14 protein-coding genes are annotated in these 17,236 nt (G+C 53.8%); 11 read left to right on the forward strand and 3 right to left on the reverse strand.

The genetic code is table 11. The features are described 5' to 3' along the window. Positions 1–16: 16 nt before the first annotated feature. The 8 genes from NST44_RS09100 (at position 17) to NST44_RS09135 (ending at position 8,227) form a co-directional block, all read left to right on the forward strand. A complete protein-coding gene (locus NST44_RS09100) occupies positions 17–712 on the forward strand; it encodes a hypothetical protein (RefSeq protein WP_007131753.1) in 696 nt (231 codons plus the stop codon). Then, the gene (locus tag NST44_RS09105) at positions 709–1,878 is read left to right on the forward strand and encodes an exo-beta-N-acetylmuramidase NamZ family protein (RefSeq protein ID WP_340898990.1); all 1,170 of its coding nucleotides are present in this window, start codon (positions 709–711) and stop codon (positions 1,876–1,878) included. The genes NST44_RS09100 and NST44_RS09105 overlap by 4 nt, the downstream gene beginning before the upstream one ends. Before the next feature lie 3 nt (positions 1,879–1,881). Continuing rightward, a complete protein-coding gene (locus NST44_RS09110) occupies positions 1,882–3,072 on the forward strand; it encodes an anhydro-N-acetylmuramic acid kinase (RefSeq protein WP_340898992.1) in 1,191 nt (396 codons plus the stop codon). 394 nt (positions 3,073–3,466) lie between these two features. Then, on the forward strand, positions 3,467–4,033 hold the full coding sequence (locus NST44_RS09115; RefSeq protein ID WP_340898993.1) for a class I SAM-dependent methyltransferase: 567 nt from the start codon (positions 3,467–3,469) through the stop codon (positions 4,031–4,033). Between the two features lie 91 nt (positions 4,034–4,124). Beyond that, positions 4,125–4,511, forward strand: coding sequence for a hypothetical protein (locus NST44_RS09120; RefSeq protein ID WP_340898995.1), 387 nt, complete (start codon positions 4,125–4,127; stop codon positions 4,509–4,511). Between the two features lie 848 nt (positions 4,512–5,359). Beyond that, a complete protein-coding gene (map, locus tag NST44_RS09125) occupies positions 5,360–6,106 on the forward strand; it encodes a type I methionyl aminopeptidase (RefSeq protein ID WP_007131748.1) in 747 nt (248 codons plus the stop codon). Between the two features lie 380 nt (positions 6,107–6,486). Further along, positions 6,487–7,299: a pyridoxine/pyridoxal/pyridoxamine kinase gene (pdxK, locus tag NST44_RS09130; protein ID WP_007131747.1), complete on the forward strand. Its 813-nt coding sequence runs from the start codon at positions 6,487–6,489 to the stop codon at positions 7,297–7,299. 274 nt (positions 7,300–7,573) lie between these two features. After that, the gene (locus NST44_RS09135; RefSeq protein ID WP_144869804.1) at positions 7,574–8,227 is read left to right on the forward strand and encodes a VTT domain-containing protein; all 654 of its coding nucleotides are present in this window, start codon (positions 7,574–7,576) and stop codon (positions 8,225–8,227) included. A gap of 124 nt (positions 8,228–8,351) precedes the next feature. Here NST44_RS09135 and NST44_RS09140 read toward each other — a convergent pair whose 3' ends face one another. Beyond that, the gene (locus NST44_RS09140) at positions 8,352–8,963 is read right to left on the reverse strand and encodes a hypothetical protein (RefSeq protein ID WP_028405053.1); all 612 of its coding nucleotides are present in this window, start codon (positions 8,961–8,963) and stop codon (positions 8,352–8,354) included. Positions 8,964–9,404: 441 nt separating this feature from the next. Between NST44_RS09140 and NST44_RS09145 the strand changes: the two genes are divergently transcribed. Further along, a complete protein-coding gene (locus tag NST44_RS09145) occupies positions 9,405–10,631 on the forward strand; it encodes an MFS transporter (RefSeq protein ID WP_144869808.1) in 1,227 nt (408 codons plus the stop codon). A gap of 165 nt (positions 10,632–10,796) precedes the next feature. Here the strand turns inward: NST44_RS09145 and rnjA are convergent, their stop codons facing one another. After that, a complete protein-coding gene (gene rnjA, locus NST44_RS09150) occupies positions 10,797–12,515 on the reverse strand; it encodes a ribonuclease J1 (protein ID WP_007131743.1) in 1,719 nt (572 codons plus the stop codon). Between the two features lie 185 nt (positions 12,516–12,700). Between rnjA and NST44_RS09155 the strand changes: the two genes are divergently transcribed. Further along, positions 12,701–13,459 carry a YqcI/YcgG family protein gene (locus tag NST44_RS09155; RefSeq protein WP_007131742.1) on the forward strand — a complete coding sequence of 253 codons (759 nt, stop codon included), beginning with the start codon at positions 12,701–12,703 and terminating at the stop codon, positions 13,457–13,459. 353 nt (positions 13,460–13,812) lie between these two features. On the opposite strand, the gene NST44_RS09160 is transcribed toward NST44_RS09155, so the two are convergent. Then, positions 13,813–14,694: an AraC family transcriptional regulator gene (locus NST44_RS09160; protein WP_340899007.1), complete on the reverse strand. Its 882-nt coding sequence runs from the start codon at positions 14,692–14,694 to the stop codon at positions 13,813–13,815. A gap of 175 nt (positions 14,695–14,869) precedes the next feature. Here NST44_RS09160 and yicI point away from each other — a divergent pair, with 175 nt between their 5' ends. Continuing rightward, entirely contained in the window at positions 14,870–17,194 is a 2,325-nt protein-coding gene (gene yicI, locus NST44_RS09165) for an alpha-xylosidase (RefSeq protein WP_340899009.1), read from the forward strand. Positions 17,195–17,236 lie beyond the last annotated feature (42 nt).

The raw sequence follows: 17,236 nt of genomic DNA on the forward strand, positions 1-17,236 counted from the left end.
GAGGAGAGGGAAGCTTATGCGCAAGCTGAATGATGTGTTAAAGAAGACGGGAGTTGAGGTATACCGCGAGATTACGAGCGTGGCACTGTACAGCATGATCACCTCGCTGGTGCTTGCGGCGGTCGTCATATTCGCTCCGGTGCTTGCGGCGCTGCTGCTGCTTCCGGTGCTGTATATGCCGCTGTTTTTCGGAGTCTGCTATGCCTACCACCGGAAGACGGAAAGAGGCAAGCCGGTGCTGAAGGATGTGTTCGAGGGGGCCGTCAAGGGGTTTCTGCCTGCCGTTGTCATGGGCTTCTTCTTCGTGGTGATGATCCTTATCCTATGGTCCACCTGGTGGTATTACGGAGGCAAAGACGGTATCGGTTACCTAGCGATCGGGGTTTTTCAGACATACTTCGTCATTATGGCCGTGGTCTCCCAATTCTACACGCTTCAGCTTGTCATTCAGGAAAACATGGGGATCTTCAAAGCGATGGCGCACAGCGTGAAGCTGTTTCTGCGTTATCCGGCTTATACGCTTGGGGCTTGCTTTCAGGCTTTATGCGTGGCCGTTCCGCTTCTTCTCACCGTGGTTGGCTTCGGCTTTCTGTTCAACGGCATGTGGGCGATATTTCAGCATAAGGCAGCTTATAATGTCTTGAATCCCGAGGAGGCGAAGCCTGCGGCTGACGGCGCCCTGTCCTCGGAGCCAGGAGGTGTCAGCATATGAGATGTTTAACCGGAATCGACAGGCTGGCGGGGTTGAAGCATAACAGCATCATCGGCCGCCGGCTTGGCGTGATTACGAATCCGACGGGGCTCACGTCGGATTTTCGTTCTTCGATTGAGGTCATTGCCGGTTTGCCGGAATCTGAATTGACTGCCTTATTCGCCTGCGAGCATGGGCTCCGCGGAGAGCTGCAGGCCGGCAAGCATGTTGACGATGAAGTCGATCCCATCTTCGGCGTACCGGTATACAGCTTGTATGGGGCAACGCGCAAGCCCGATGCGGTGATGCTGGAGAAGATCGATACCCTCATCTTCGATATTCAGGATCTTGGCGTGCGGTTCTACACGTACATGACGACCTTGTTGTACGTTATGGAGGCCTGCGCGGAGCACGGGAAGAGCCTGATCGTTCTGGACCGTCCGAATCCGCTCGGCGGCAATCGGGTGGAAGGCGGCCTTCTTGAGCCGGGGTATGAATCGATGGTGGGCGGGTGGCAGATCCCGATCAGCACCGGGATGACGATCGGCGAATATGCCCGGATGGCGAATGATCTGAGGGGCACGGGCTGCGACCTGGACGTCATCGGGCTGGAAGGCTGGAGCCGGGCGATGGACTATGCGGATACAGGTCTTCCGTGGATGCTCCCGTCCCCGAACATTCCGACTTTAGATACCGTCCGTTTGTACAGTGGAACCTGCTTCTTCGAAGGAACGAATCTGTCGGAGGGCAGAGGCACGACGCGGCCGTTTGAATGGATCGGCGCGCCTTGGATCGACGGGGAGGCGCTGGCCAAGGCGTTTAACGCCCACCAGCTGCCCGGCATTCATGCCCATTCCGTATACATGACACCGACGTTCTCGAAGCATCAAGGCGTAAGCTGCGGGGGCGTCATGCTGTTCGTGACGGACAGCGCGAAGCTGGAGGCGGTCCGCGCAGGCCTTGTGCTGCTGCACCTGGTCAGCCGGATGCATCCGGATTCGTTCCAATGGCTTACGCCGCCCGAGGGGCGAAACCGTTATTTCATTGATCTGCTTACGGGCAGCGATGACGTGCGGAAGCATATTCATGAAGAAGAAGGGCTTCGGCGCATCACGGAGCAGTGGGAGAGCGATGCGGATCGGTGGAGAACGATGAGAGCCCCTTATCTTCTGTACGGGGAGGCATAATCCATGATACTCGCACCTAGGAAGCAGGGGGAGCCGACTGTGGTCGTCGGCCTGATGTCCGGCACATCCCTTGACGGGATCGATGCGGCCATCGTCCGGATTCACGGCAGCGGCCTTACGGCTTCCGCCGAGCTGCTTCATTATTATAGCCGCTCTTATGAGCCGGAGTTTCGCCGGCGGCTGCAGGAGCTGTGCGGCACCGAGCACTCCAGCAGCGCTGCGGTTTGCAGTATGAACGCCTACCTCGGATATCGGTTCGGAGAAGCCGTGCTGGAGGCGATAGCGGATGCCGGGATGCGGATCGAGGATGTCGACCTCGTCAGCTCGCACGGGCAGACGATCTGGCATCTTCCCGTGGCGGAGCCGGATGATCCGTATTCAACGCCGTCCACGCTGCAGATCGGCGATATCTCGGTCATCGCGAAGCATACGGGCCTACCGGTTGTCGGCGATTTCCGCCCGGCGGACATGGCGGTGGGGGGCCAGGGCGCGCCTTTCGCTCCGTACGGCGACTTGATCCTGTTCCGGCATCCCGAGCGCGGCAGGCTGCTTCAGAACGTCGGCGGCATCGGCAACTGTACGGCGCTTCCTGCGGGAGCGGGCCCGTCCGAAGTTCTGGCGTTTGATACTGGGCCGGGGAATATGGTGATCGACGCGGTTGTCCACGCGCTTTCGGAGGGCCGTCTCTCCTATGACGAGGGCGGAAAGTGGGCAGCTCAGGGGAAGCCGGATCAAGCGCTTTTGGAGGAGATGATGTCCCATGCCTATTTCCGGACGCCGCCGCCCAAATCAACGGGCAGGGAGCTCTTCGGCCAGCCGTATGCGGCTTCTTTTCTTAAGGCAGCGAGCGCGCGAGGTCTTTCGGATGAAGATATCGTGGCGACGGCCACGGCCTTCACGGCGGCTTCCATTGCGGACAGTTATGAACGGTATGTATTTCCGCGAGTTCCCATTGCTGAGGTGATTGTCACGGGCGGAGGAGCGCATAACCGGACGCTGCTTCATATGCTGAAAGAACGGCTGCCAGGACAAAAGGTAATGACCTCCGCCGAGCTCGGATGGAATGACGATGCGAAGGAAGCGGTCATTTTTGCTCTGTTAGGCAATGACTTCGTGCACGGCGTGCCTAACAACCTGCCGGCAGCGACGGGAGCGCTTCGCCCGACCGTGATGGGGAAGCTTGCGCTGCCGTAGAAGGAAGGCTGGGTTAATAGCCGCAGCGTTTTGTTTTAGCATCCTGCGAGGGATGCTTTTTTTTTGGGGGAAACGGGATGTTTCCTGTCAAATTGCTAGTCTATCGGGTTCATCAGTCATCTAAGGCATGTCTTGACCTCGGCTCACCGAAGCGCACCGTGTACCGCTCTCCGCGCACCATGCATCGCCTACCGCGCACCATACACCGCTCTCCGCGCACCATGCATCGCCTACCACGCATCACACACCATACACCATACCCGTACACCTTGCATCCTAAGGAGATGTGCATCCGGTTGACCCAATAGAGGTTATCCTTCAACTTCTCAATGCGGTATGATGGTTAGGAAGCGACAGATACAGATCGATGATGGAAACGAAAGGAGAAACGAAGATGAAGGAGAGCTTTGATCCAACCCTTATTGATCGGTTGGAAAGTCCGGAACGTAAGCGGGAGCTTCCGGCAGCCGTGCTGCTGGAGAAGCTCCAGGTGAACGGTGAGGTGGACGTGCTTGATATTGAGGCAGGAACCGGCTATTTTTCCATACCGGCTGCAAGCATGACTGCTGGAACCGTATTTGCCGTAGACTTGGAGCCGGCGATGCTGGAATTCATGGAGAAGCGGGCAGCAGAAGAGGGATTGACCAATGTGCGAGTAGTGAAGGGACAGGTGGAGCAGCTGCCTTTCGAGGATGAGGCGGTCGACCGGATCATCGCGTCCCTGATCCTGCACATTACGGACGAGCTGGAGGCTTCCGTTCGCGAAATCGCAAGGGTTCTAAGGACGGGTGGGCGCTGCTTATGCCTGGAATGGCAGGCGGATCCGATGGAGCAGCGAGTTCCCCGTCCGAACCGTGTCGATCCCCAAGTGATGCAGAACCTGCTTGAGCAAGCGGGGTTGCGGGTGGAAGGACTCGAGTATCCGACAGAGCGCCACTATCTGATTTTGGCAAGAAAATAACATCGTCTGCTACGAATTCGTGAAATTGCAGGGAGAGCCTGGAACATACTGGATGTTTAAGCCGTCTATATGATCAAGGTGATCTGGTTTGATGGCAAAATCCAAGCCCGTGGTCCTGTTAAGCATTTTGCTGCTGCTGATAAGTATGTATGCCGTGAACCTTCCTAAGGCTTCCGCCTGCTCCTGTGCCGAGCCGCCTACGATTGCCGAAAGCCTGGAGCTTAAGACGGCGATTTTTGCAGGCAAAGTGACGAGCATATCGGGGCCGCCGCCTTTTCGGCTTTTTTCATCCGGCGCAGATCCGGTTATGGTAACGCTCGAGGTTTCGAAGGTATGGAAGGGAGAGCTGGGCAAGAAAACGACGATTTCCACGGCAATGTCTTCTGAGAGCTGCGGCTATGACCGATTTTCGGTCGGCGATGAATATCTAATATTTGCGTATAGGGAGTCCGGGAATTTGGAAACCCGGAATATGTGAAGGGACCAAGCTCTCCTATCCTCGGCTGCCAATGAACTAAAAGAGCTTGGCAGCGGCTACCCACCCGTAGACGGCCAGTCCCTCGGTGATCCCGCCTCTTCACACAGGAGCACGCTCGTTCGGGGAAGTATAGCCGTACTGGTGCTGATCCTGGTTCTGGGCATTTATTTTTACCAAAAGAAGAGGAAACGACATCTAAATTGAGACAATTGGGTTGTAGAAGGCTATGGGGGGGTGCTTGGCAACACATCGCGGCGATCAACCGACCAGCATGGCTTTCATTGTTTTCGGTTAAGTTCACTCGCAAATTCGAAAATACATAATGCACTTCCCAGCATCCGCAAGGGCTTCGATTCCTGTAACCTGAGCCGGTGGCTTGCTTTTGGGCATGATACCTTTATCGCCGTTTTTTGGGCGTGAAGGTTTTTCTTTTTTTTGTCTTACGAAAAGGTGCCCGAACTACATCCGCCATCCAAGATCCGCTCTCCCACACCATCATCCGGCCGTTCCAAACCCTGCCTTTTGGGGAAAGCTATTCTCCATGATTGCAGGTCACTAAGTGACGATCCAAGCAGAGAATGATCAAATCATGCCTGGAAGATACCGGTTATACAAAAGGATTGAGGTTTTTGCTCCGCAAGGAGTAGAATAAAGATAGGTAAGGGATGATCGCATTTTGTAGAATTATGCATCAGCGAATCATGATCCGAAGGAAAGACGGATACACTTTACGAGACTCAGCCTTATTGGTTGTGGGGGGAAGCATGGATTTTCAGACCTCGGCCAGCTAAGGCTTTTTACTATGTAACGGCTGAAGCCAAACACACACAGCATAAGGAGTGGATCGATTGATTATTCTGAAGACACCGGAACAGATTGAGAAGATGAAAAAAGCGGGAGAGATTCTGGCCGATTGCCACCGGCATATCGCAACCATGATCAAGCCCGGCGTGACAACGCTGGAGATTGATCAATTCGTGGAGGGGTTCCTTGCCGAGCGCGGCGCGCATCCGGAGCAGAAGGGATATCACGGGTATCCGTTTGCCACCTGCGCCTCCGTCAATGACGTTATCTGTCATGGGTTCCCGAGCAACGAGCCTCTTAAAGACGGGGATATCGTCACCATTGACATGGTGGTGAAGCTCGACGGATGGCTGGCGGATTCCGCCTGGTCCTATCCGGTCGGGAATATTTCGGAGGAGGCGCAGCATCTGCTGGATGTGACCAAAAAATCGCTGTATCTCGGAATCGAGCAGGCGGTCGTGGGCAATCGGATCGGCGATATCTCGCATGCCATCCAGTCCTATGCCGAATCCGAGAACCTGTCGGTGGTACGGCATTTCGTAGGGCATGCTATCGGCGAGAACATGCATGAGGAGCCGCAGGTGCCGCATTATGGACCGCCACATCGCGGAACGCGATTGAAGGAAGGCATGGTCATCACCATCGAGCCGATGCTGAACATCGGGACGTACAAGTGCAAGATCGACGCCGACGGCTGGACTGCCAGAACGATGGACGGCAAGTGGTCTGCGCAATATGAGCATACACTGGCGATTACCAAGGACGGCCCTGTTATTCTTACGGAGCAATAAGCGGAGGCACCTGCCAACTCGAAGCACGGAACTTGCTCCAACGAACAGCTGCCTAACAGCAGGGGCGATGCTCAGCCCCGGATACCTGCAACCCAGCGCCACCCCCAAAGGGCATCAACGGAGCAGGCGGAACCCCTCAGAAGAAGCGAAGCGTGCCCCTTTATTCCCGGATTTCGACATTGGGAAGTCAGTTCAAGGAAATCCGGGAATAAGAGGGATCGTAGGAGGGATCCGCATGCGGAGTGCTGAGATACCCAAAGACCTTGCAGGGTTATCCACGAGCATAGGCCGCTGCATCAGCGCGTTCGCCAAGGATAGACGGAAATCGCAGTTTTTTTTATAATAGAGTAACCATTTCACTAGCGAAGGGAACATGAACCATGACGATACGTAAAGCACTAACGGTAGCTGGCTCGGATACAAGCGGCGGAGCGGGTATCCAAGCGGACCTCAAGACGTTTCAGGAATTTGACGTGTACGGCATGACGGCGCTGACGACGATCGTCTGCATGGAGCCGGCAACCTGGGATCACCAGGTCTTCCCGGTTGAGCTTGGCATCGTGGAGACCCAGTTGAAGACCGTGCTCGAGGGCATCGGCATCGACGCGATGAAGACGGGCATGCTCGGTTCGGTTGATATTATCGAGCTGGTCGCCAAGTATATTGACAAGCATGATCTGAAGCGCATCGTGATCGATCCGGTAATGGTGTGCAAGGGCACGGATGAAGTGCTGCAGCCGGAAAATACGGAGGCCATGCTGGAGTTCCTGCTGCCGCGTGCGGATGTCGTAACCCCGAATTTGTTCGAGGCTTCCCAGCTTGCCAAATCCGGACCGATTACGACCTTGGAGCAGATGCAGGAAGCGGCGGCGATCATTCATGGCCGCGGCGCGAAGCATGTCCTGATTAAGGACCGCGGCAAAATCCGCGAAGGCAAAGCCATGGACCTGCTCTATGACGGAAAGACCTTCGAATGGTTTGAAGCCGATGCGATTCTGACCCAGTATACGCACGGTGCCGGCTGCACCTCATCAGCCTCCATCACGGCAGGGCTCGCTAAAGGCCTAACGGTCCGTGAAGCTGTGCAGCAGGCCAAAGCGTTCATTACCCAAGCGATAAGCAACGGCTTCCCGCTTAATCAATTTGTCGGACCAACCCGGCATTCCGCGCATCGCAGCACAGCGGCGAATTAAAGAAAACACAAATTTCTGCAAGCTTATGCATTTTGGATTCGACCAGCGGCCGCTGGCTGCAAGAGCATTTGCTTAAACCTTTCTTCCCCGGAAGAAAGGTTTTTTTGTTGTTATATGACTTCGATGCATATACTGGATAGGAGCAAAGGCTTGCACCATTTTCACTCGCGCCGTGCAAAAGTATACAGCAGCCTAGGTCCTTTCCCGTATCATTATGTGCTATAATTTATTCAGATCTAAAGAGAAGCAGGAAAAAATGTATAGGGGTTGAGACATGTTTCAGGACATTTTGGAATTTTTGAGGAGTTTTGGTCCTTTAGGGTTGTTTATTCATTCATTTGCGGATGCCGTGATTTTTCCGATTCCCGCCTTTTTTCTACAGGTTTCCTTGAGTATTGTTCACCCGAAAGATGCGCTGTGGCTAGCGACTTACGGCTTTATCGGATGTCTGCTGGGAACGCCGCTGGGGTACGCGATTGGAAAGCTGCTTGGGAAGTCGGTATTATATAAAATTTTGAAAAAGCAATGGATCGACGCGGCAACCAATCTGTTTCAGAAAAACGGCGAGGCTGCGATATTAATCGGTTCGTTTACGCCGATCCCGTTTAAGGTATTTACCATTTTGTCCGGATGTCTGAACTTCCCGCTCTGGAGACTGATGGCCTATGCGGCCTTGGGTAGAGCGACCAAATTTTATGTCGTGGGGACTTTGTTCTACCTGTACGGCAATGCAGCCGAAGGAATGGTGAAGGATGTATCCCTGTACATCGCCCTGATCGCGGTTCCTTTAATATTGATTGGCATTTATTTCAAACGAAGACGTAAGCGTAGAAAAATGCAGCAACAGCAGGCGGAAGCTGTACCTAGTGCCGATCCGGTGGAAAAACCGGTTCTGGAGCAAGTAACGGATCAATCGCCGTCTGCGTAATGCTTGATCTTGCAGATATACAAAAGGAGCAGCCGGGGTAGAAACCCGGCTGCTCTTTGTGTCCGTTGCAGAGATCATGAAGCTTTAAGCCAATGGCTGATGACAGGGGACGGAGCCCAAGGTTTTAACCGATACGGAAAATTTTGCTGATGCCTTTGGTGGTAACCGGCGTGTAGGTCGGCGGTGAGGACAGAGGAGAAACCGTGTCCATCGTAAGATACCCGTGCAGCGGCCCCCGGTAGACTTCCGTCAGCTGCGGAGAGTTGGAGAAATCCTCAGGCGTCACCAAATGACATGGCTTGTTCACCGGCCGAAGACCGGCCTGTTCGAAGACCTTCGCGACAAAGTGGGAGCAGAAATACGCATCGTCGCGATCGATATGAAGCCGAAATAAAATGCCTAGCAGTCCAAGCAGATTATATTTATACCGATCCTGGTTTCGCATCATTTCTTTAACAAGATTGTACATCCTCTGGTAATCCTCATGACTGACACGACAGCGGTAGACGGCACACGCAGAGGAATAGAAGAAGGGGTCGCGGAGATTTTCACGAACGAGGCCGCCATTGAAGGGGTTGTTCGCTTTCTTCCGCCCGAAGCTGTACACTTCGCGTAATTCGGAGTCAAACGCGATGGATGCATGATTTAGCGGGGCTTTCGTGAAATATTGGATCATTCTGCTAAACCAGGTGCCCGTGCCTGTAAGCACAATCCAAATATCTTGTTCCGTGTACATACTTAAATAACTCCTTTGTTAACGTTCCTAACGAATCACACCAAATGAAGTGACTTGCTTTCTTTCACAATAAACGAAAAGGCAAAGCTGTTCAAGTCAAAAATAACCAATTTCTCTCAATTTCACTAGATTAGCTTTGGAATTGTCACCATTTATAGGAAGCCTGATAACAATATATTCGCTCCATGTCCAAATTATCCTTTTCTTGGGGCAATATAAAATTGTTTAAGGGTGTCATTGCAGCAATTGGCATCGGTACAACGATTAAGTCTTGCTACCGTTCTAGCAATCCACTACATTATAAAAAGGTAAGAAAAACGTCTATCGACGTACATTCAAAGAAGACACGACCGCGTTTAGCGGTAGTTTCTCTTGCGATATCAGAAAGCTGACGCCGCGAAGTTTATACTGTCTGATATCTTAAGAAAGGAGCGGTTTAGCATGAGTAACGGAAGGATGGGGCTGTTAAAGGAGCCGAAGCAGCGTAAGCTCCTGTTCAGCGCCGGCATCAGCTGGATGTTTGACGCCATGGATGTGGGGATGATCTCGTTTGTTGTCGCCGCCCTCGCCGCAGAATGGTCGCTGAGCTCGCAGCAGGTCGGGATATTGACAAGCACGACGTCGATCGGGATGGTATTCGGTGCGGCGATGGCCGGTTTTCTAGCGGATAAATACGGACGCAAAAATATTTTACTCTGGACGCTGCTTATTTTCTCGATCGCGAGCGGTCTTTCGGCACTGGCCACCGGCTTTATCATGCTGTGCTTGCTGCGCTTTATCGCAGGGTTCGGTCTTGGGGGAGAGCTTCCGGTGGCCTCCACCCTCGTTTCGGAAAGCATGCCGGTCCGGGAACGGGGAAGAGCGGTTGTCCTGCTTGAGAGCTTCTGGGCTGCGGGGTGGATCTTATCCGCATTGATTGCGTATTTCGTCATTCCGGACTATGGATGGCGAACGGCCTTTGTCATTGGGGCGCTGCCGGCCATATACGCGCTGTACCTTCGCCGCGCAATCGAGGATTCGCCGCGGTATATGCGGCAGAAGAGCGCCCGGAGGCTATCGTTTGGAGAGCGCGTAGCCTCGGTTTGGTCGACCGAGCATCGGCGCACGAGCATCATGCTGTGGGTGCTCTGGTTTACGGTGGTCTTCTCCTATTACGGCATGTTCCTGTGGCTCCCGACGGTCATGGTAGACAAGGGCTTCAGTCTGGTCAAAAGCTTCCAGTACGTGCTGATTATGACGCTGGCTCAATTGCCGGGCTATTTTACGGCCGCTTACTTTATCGAAAGGTTCGGGCGGAAATTCGTGCTGGTCACGTATTTGGTCTTTACGGCCATCAGCGCGATCTGGTTCGGTTACGCGAATACCGAGGCTTCGCTTCTCGCTGCGGGCATCTGCCTGTCCTTCTTTAATCTCGGAGCATGGGGCGGATTGTACGCGTACAGTCCGGAGCTTTACCCGACGAAGGTTCGTTCGACCGGCGTAGGGCTTGCGACCTCCTTCGGCCGGATTGGCGGCGTTATTGCACCGCTGCTTGTTGGCGTTTTGAAGCAGCAGGGAACCCGTATCGAATTGATTTTTGTCATGTTCTTTGTGACGATTTTGATTGGGGCGCTGGGAGTGCTCCTGCTGGGGAAAGAGACCAAGGGGCTGGAGCTGGCGGATGAGTAAGTGCAGGGACTCTGAAGCCTTCTCCAGCCGGTATGCGATAAAATCGGCAGTTGGCCATTAAACGAGCACAAGGGGCATTCCGATCAGGTCTGAAGACCTTCGGAATGCCCCTTGGTTCGTTTGAGCCGGATGGATGGAATTGTACTCTGGGTCTATATTCTACAATTATACTTCCATTATTGACGGCATAATATATGGGCTTCGTCCCAGCTCCCGTTTGAAATAACGGTTAAGGGCCGTGTTCGTCATCTGCTCCCAGACCGCGCGGTTATATTCACGCTGCTCTCCGGCTTTGTTCAGCTGCTTGCGGAGCATTGCTTCGGCTCGACGCAGCAGCGGCTTGGAGTCCTGCATATACACAAAGCCGCGGGTAATCAGCTCCGGGCCGGACAGGAGCTTCCGTGTTTCCGGATTAATGGTGATCGCAACGATCACAACCCCGTCATGGGCCAGCTGCACCCGTTCCTCAAGCAGCTCCTTCTCATGCTTGCGCAGTTCGCCGTTATTAATGTAGATATCCCCCGAAGGAATGTTGCGCCCTTTCTTTGCATAATTGCGGTAGATCGACAGCGTATTGCCGATATTCAGCAAGTAGACGCTGCTGTCCGGAACCCCAACCTGAGTGGCCAGATGTCGGTGATTCAGCAGCATCCGGTACTCTCCATGGATCGGCACGAAATATTTAGGGCGCAGGCTGCTGATCATCAGCTTCAGATCCTCCCGGCAGCCGTGCCCGGATGTGTGAATGTCAAGAATCGAGCCGTATTTAACCTCCGCGCCGGCACGCATCAACAGATCGATGCTGCGGTTCACGTTCTGGGTATTCCCCGGAATCGGCGAGGACGAGAAGATGACGGTATCGTTCGGATGAATTTGAATGGACCGGTGCGCCCCGGAAGCGATGCGCGTAAGAGCCGCATTGGGTTCGCCTTGGCTTCCGGTGCAGATAATCAGCACCTGGTCGTCACGGTAACGGTTGACTGCCTTGACGTCAATCAGCATGCCTTCAGGCATGCGAATATAACCGAGCTCCTGCCCGATGACGAATACCTTCTCCATGCTGCGTCCGACGATGGCAATTTTCCGTTTGGTTCGGATGGCAGCCTCCACAACCTGCTGCAGCCGGTGGACGTTGGAGGCAAATGTGGCAAACAGGATCCGTCCGGGACACTCATGGAACAGGCGGAGAATGGAGTCGCCTACCGTACGCTCCGAAGGCGTAAAGCCGTCGCGTTCGCTGTTGGTGCTGTCCGCCATCAGCGCGAGTACGCCGCGTGCGCCAAGCTTTAATATTTTATGAAGATCGGCGGGCTTATCCTCCGGCGTGAAATCGAATTTGAAATCCCCGGTATGTACAACAGGACCGTATGGAGTTTCGACAACGATGCCAAAGGCGTCCGGAATGCTGTGGGTTGTCCGGAAGAAATGAACGGACAGATGCTTGAAAGAGATGGTCTCGTCCTCATGGAAGAGCCGCAGATCACTTTGATCCAGCAGTCGATGCTCTTCAAGCTTGGCACGGACCAATCCGATGGTCAAAGGGCCTCCGAATATCGGCATCTGAATTTGACGAAGCACATAAGGGATAGCCCCGATATGGTCCTCATGGCCATGCGTCAGGAACAGACCCTTAATTTTATGCTTGTTTTCAATCAAATACCGGATATCCGGAATAATGTAGTCGACACCGCTCATTTCGGCATCGGGAAATTTCAGGCCGGCATCAATGAGGATGATTTCGTTTTTGAACTCGACGCCATACATATTTTTGCCGATTTCCCCAAGCCCTCCCAGCGCGAACAGTCGAACGGGCGGTGCGGTAGGCCTCGGCTTTTTGGCCGGCTTGGCATTTTGAATCTGATCGTTTAGCAGGGGTTTAGACATAATGTGAAAGAATCCTCTCTATGGTAATTAAGGCGTAAGCCTGGAATGGTAATTTTCTTCTCTACTTAAGATATCAGAAAGTTCAAGCTTCGTGAAACGGTTTTCTAAAATCATGTTAATTTTGGCTGGTACAGTCACCTATTTTTGTTCCCCCCTATATGCTGAAGAAAGGGGAGGGACTGGTAATGAGCACACGGACAACACTGCTGGATACGGATGCCTTGTTTCATCTGCCGGAGGCCTGGCAGCTTGAAGCCGCTGACAGCCTGATAGCGAAAATGACGGATAAGACCGCCAAATTCCCTTGTATTCCGGCCGTTCAGGGCCATGCTTTGAAGCATTTCCGATACGGCTTTCTCAACCTTAGCAGGTATTCAATCGAGGAAGCATCCGGTGAATTAGCTTCACTGCTTCATGAGTATGGGCTCCATTCAAGAGAATACGGAAACTATACATCGCTGGTGGTTATGATCCATACCGGAAAGGATGGGGACGGCCGCAATGGCGTCGAATATTACGAGAGGCTGTTCTGGGCTCTGCTGAGCCGGGCAACAGCGTATGACCCGCAGCCATGGCCCGAGTCCATACCGGATGAGCCGTCACATCACTTATGGGAATTTTGTTATGGCGGCGAGCCGTATTTCGTTTACTGCGGGACGCCGGCGCATGAGAAGCGCAGGAGCCGGCATTTTCCTTGCATGATGCTTGCGTTCACGCCGCGCTGGGTTTTGCGGCAATTCAACGCCAAAGCCCGGCAGGCTCAGCGGACCAAGAAGCTGATCAGGGAACGCCTAGAGGCGTATGATGCCGTGCCGCCGCACCCGGATTTGAATTTGTACGGACAAGAAGACAATTACGAATGGAAGCAATATTTCCTTGACGACAGCGCCGAGTCTCCGATTCGCTGTCCGTTTGTCCGGATCCATAGGGAGGTCCGGCAATAATCGGTCACCAATATATTAGGAACGCTGTTCTAGGGCGAAACTCTCGCTTTAAACGGCGTGTTTTGCTTGTTCGCTGGTTGTTGACCATTTTGTTGTCCTTCGTTGGCGTTATCTACTGCGATCCCCGCAAAGGATACGAATCTTACGGGAGACTATGTATAACGGTTCCGATCAATATGGGAATGCAGATCCCTAGGGCTCCGAACAGGCGGCCCTGAAGCCGAAGCCGGCGACGAGCACGATATAAATAAGACCCCGAGCAGATGAACAGCCAGAACAATATCGCCACTGCTTATTATAATGTAGAGACACTGGTGAAATATATTAAGAGGGTAGAGGCAGTACCCCCGAAATTATAAATTTTTGCGATATTCTGAAGGCGTGCAGTTCATGATTTTGCGGAATACCCGAACAAAATAGCTGATATGCCCGAATCCGACATCGAGTGCGATGTCGGATATTTTATGTTCCGGCTGACGCAGCAGCTCCGCTGCCTGCCGCACCCGATAGGAGTTCATATAATCTACCGGCGTCTGACCGGTCATCGATTTGAAGAAGCGGCAGAATTGACCCTCGCTCATCGGGATCAGGTCGGCCAGCTCGCTGATTCGAATCGGGCGATGGTAGTTGTTTTGAATATAGACGATCACCTTCTTCAGCCGCTCGGTTCTTGATGTATCGGCCGCATCGGAACGGCTGCGGTTCACCAGCCTGCCGGATGCGGCGGCGTGATGGAGCATAAGGTACAGATGGCCTTTGATTGCGGCTTCATAACCGGGCGGCGGCTGTTTGGATAAGGCGATCATGTCCTTGATATGCTGGAGCAGCGCACCATCCGTCTCGGAGGTAATCAGCCTAGGAAAGGTGGCCTTCCGTTCCTGAAAGGGAACGATCATGCCTTCCTGGAGCGCATCGTACTGGGCGCTTGCGAGCATGCCGAAATCGAATACCATGGCACAGAAGCTGCAGCCTTGATCCCCTCGGGCGTGGCCGGTATGGATATCGGAGCCGTCGATAAACAGGGCTTCGCCAGCGCGAACCGGAACATATTCGGTATCGTTGATTTGGAACAACACCTCGCCTTCGATGCAATAGAAGATTTCGGATTCCGTATGCCAGTGGGAGTCTACAACATGAGCCCCCGGGGCAAATTGGTACCAGTAAATCCCGAACGGAAAGCGTTCGCTGCCATGAGCCTTGCTTTCTTTGAAGGACCGGTGCAGCGTTTGATCCATGCTTGAATCCTCCTTCGGGCTTTTCAGGAAATGAATGGGTTGCATCTAAACGTCAAGATTGTGCTATAAAATGACCGGATATTGATAGTTCCATTAAAAATATATCAGTATAATGACATTATAACGCTTTCAACCCAATAATCAATTTTCAGAATATAGAAAGGCGGTTCCTATCATGAAATTTACGGACGGCAACTGGCTGGTACGTGAAGGCTTCTCGATTGCAGGAGCGGTACAGGCCTATGATTTTGCAGTGAAAGGCAACACGCTCACAGCGTACGCCTCGACAGCCCCGATTCCAGGCAGAGGAGCAACTATCAACGCGCAGCTCATTACCGTGCAGTTCCATTCTCCGGCTCCGGGCGTGATCGGCGTCAAGCTTGTCCATTATGCAGGCGTACGCGACCTTGGACCGGCATTCGAGCTGTATAAGGAAGAAGGCAGCCATGCAGTTATTGAGGAGAATGGCGAGGAGGCTGTGCTTCGCAGCGGAAACTTGAGCGTCGTCATCAAGAAAGGCCCGCAGTGGTCGGTTCATTTCTATCGTGGAGACGAGCGTATCACGGGCAGCGGCTTCAAATCGATCGCCCACATCGTTGAGGACGGCGGACAGACCTACATGCGCGAGGAGCTGGATCTTGGCGTAGGCGAATGGGTATATGGGCTTGGCGAGCGCTTCACGTCCTTCGTGAAGAACGGCCAAACCGTCGACATCTGGAACCAGGACGGGGGCACAAGCTCCGAGCAGGCTTATAAAAACATCCCGTTCTACATCACGAACAAAGGCTACGGCGTATTCGTGAATCAGCCGGATCTCGTCTCCTTCGAGGTGGCCTCCGAGAAGGTGAAGAAGGTGCAGTTCAGCGTTCAAGGCGAGTCGCTGGAGTACTTCATCATCGATGGTCCCGATCCGAAAGGCGTGCTCGATAAATATACGAATCTGACAGGCAAGCCGGCGCTGCCTCCGGCCTGGACCTTCGGCTTGTGGCTCTCAACCTCGTTCACGACACAATATGACGAAGCTACGGTCAATTCATTCGTGGACGGGATGCTGGAGCGCGACATTCCTTTGCACGTCTTCCATTTCGACTGCTTCTGGATGAAGGGGCTGAATTGGACCGATTTCCAATGGGATGAGGAAGTATTCCCGGATCCGGAAGGCATGCTGAAGCGCCTGAAAGAGAAGGGCCTGAAAATTTGCGTATGGATCAACCCGTATATCGCCCAGCGCTCGCGTCTTTTTGAGGAAGGATGGGAGAAGGGATATCTCGTGAAGAAGCCTAACGGCGACGTGTGGCAGTGGAATCTGTGGCAGCCGGGGATGGCGCTTGTGGATTTCACGAATCCGGATGCATGCGAATGGTATGCAGGCTATCTCCGCGAGCTGGCGGACATGGGCGTGGACAGCTTCAAAACGGATTTCGGCGAGCGGATTCCAACCGATGTCGTATATTTCGACGGATCCGATCCGCATAAAATGCACAATTATTACACCCAGCTCTACAACAAAGTGGTATTCGAAGTGCTTGTGGAGAAATTCGGGAAAAATCAAGCGGCCGTATTCGCGCGTTCCGCTACGGTTGGCGGACAGCAGTTCCCGGTTCACTGGGGCGGCGATTGCTACGCCGATTACGAATCCATGGCAGAGAGCCTTCGCGGCGGCTTGTCGCTCGGCCTAGGCGGCTTCGGCTTCTGGAGCCATGATATCGGCGGCTTCGAGAATACGGCGCCGGCCCATGTGTTCAAGCGCTGGTTGGCGTTCGGTCTCCTGTCGAGCCACAGCCGCCTGCACGGCAGCACGTCCTATCGGGTGCCTTGGGCATACGACGAAGAGGCCGTCGATGTTACGCGCTTCTTCACCAAGCTGAAGAGCCGTCTAATGCCGTATCTGTTCAATACAGCGGTTCAAGCCTCGGAGCACGGGATTCCGAGCATGCGGGCCATGTTCCTGGAATTCCCTGAAGACCCGGCCGTCGAAATGCTGGACCGTCAATATATGCTTGGCGACTCGCTGCTGGTTGCTCCGGTCTTCAGCGAGAAGGGAGAAGTATCGTATTATCTTCCGCACGGGCGCTGGACGCATCTGCTGACCGGCGAAACGGTGGAAGGTGGTTCATGGCGCAAGGAGACCTATGATTTCCTCAGTCTGCCGCTCTTCGTACGGGGCAACTCTTTCCTGGCGCAGGGCGCTAACGACAACCGGCCGGATTATGACTATGCAGACGGAGTGGAGCTGGGGCTGTATGCCTTGGAAGATGGTCAAGAGGCATCGGTAACGGTGCGCAACATGGAAGGTCAGATTGAACTGTCCGTACGCGCTGTCCGTGTTGGAAACCGGATTAGCCTGACATCCGAGGGCAGCGGCAAGCCGTTCTCCGTGAAGCTGTACGGCACGGGCGAAGCTGTCTCCGTAGACGGAGAAGGGGCGACTCTGGCGGAAGGCCGGATTGACGTGGCCGGGGGCCGGAAAGCGGAATTCGCCGTTCAACTGAAAGGATAGTTTTCGGAAGCGCAAGATTGGCTGCTTGTTAATAAGGAAGGT

Origin of the sequence: Paenibacillus sp. FSL W8-0919, assembly GCF_038003785.1 — a bacterium.
GTDB lineage: Bacteria > Bacillota > Bacilli > Paenibacillales > Paenibacillaceae > Paenibacillus_AQ > Paenibacillus_AQ lactis.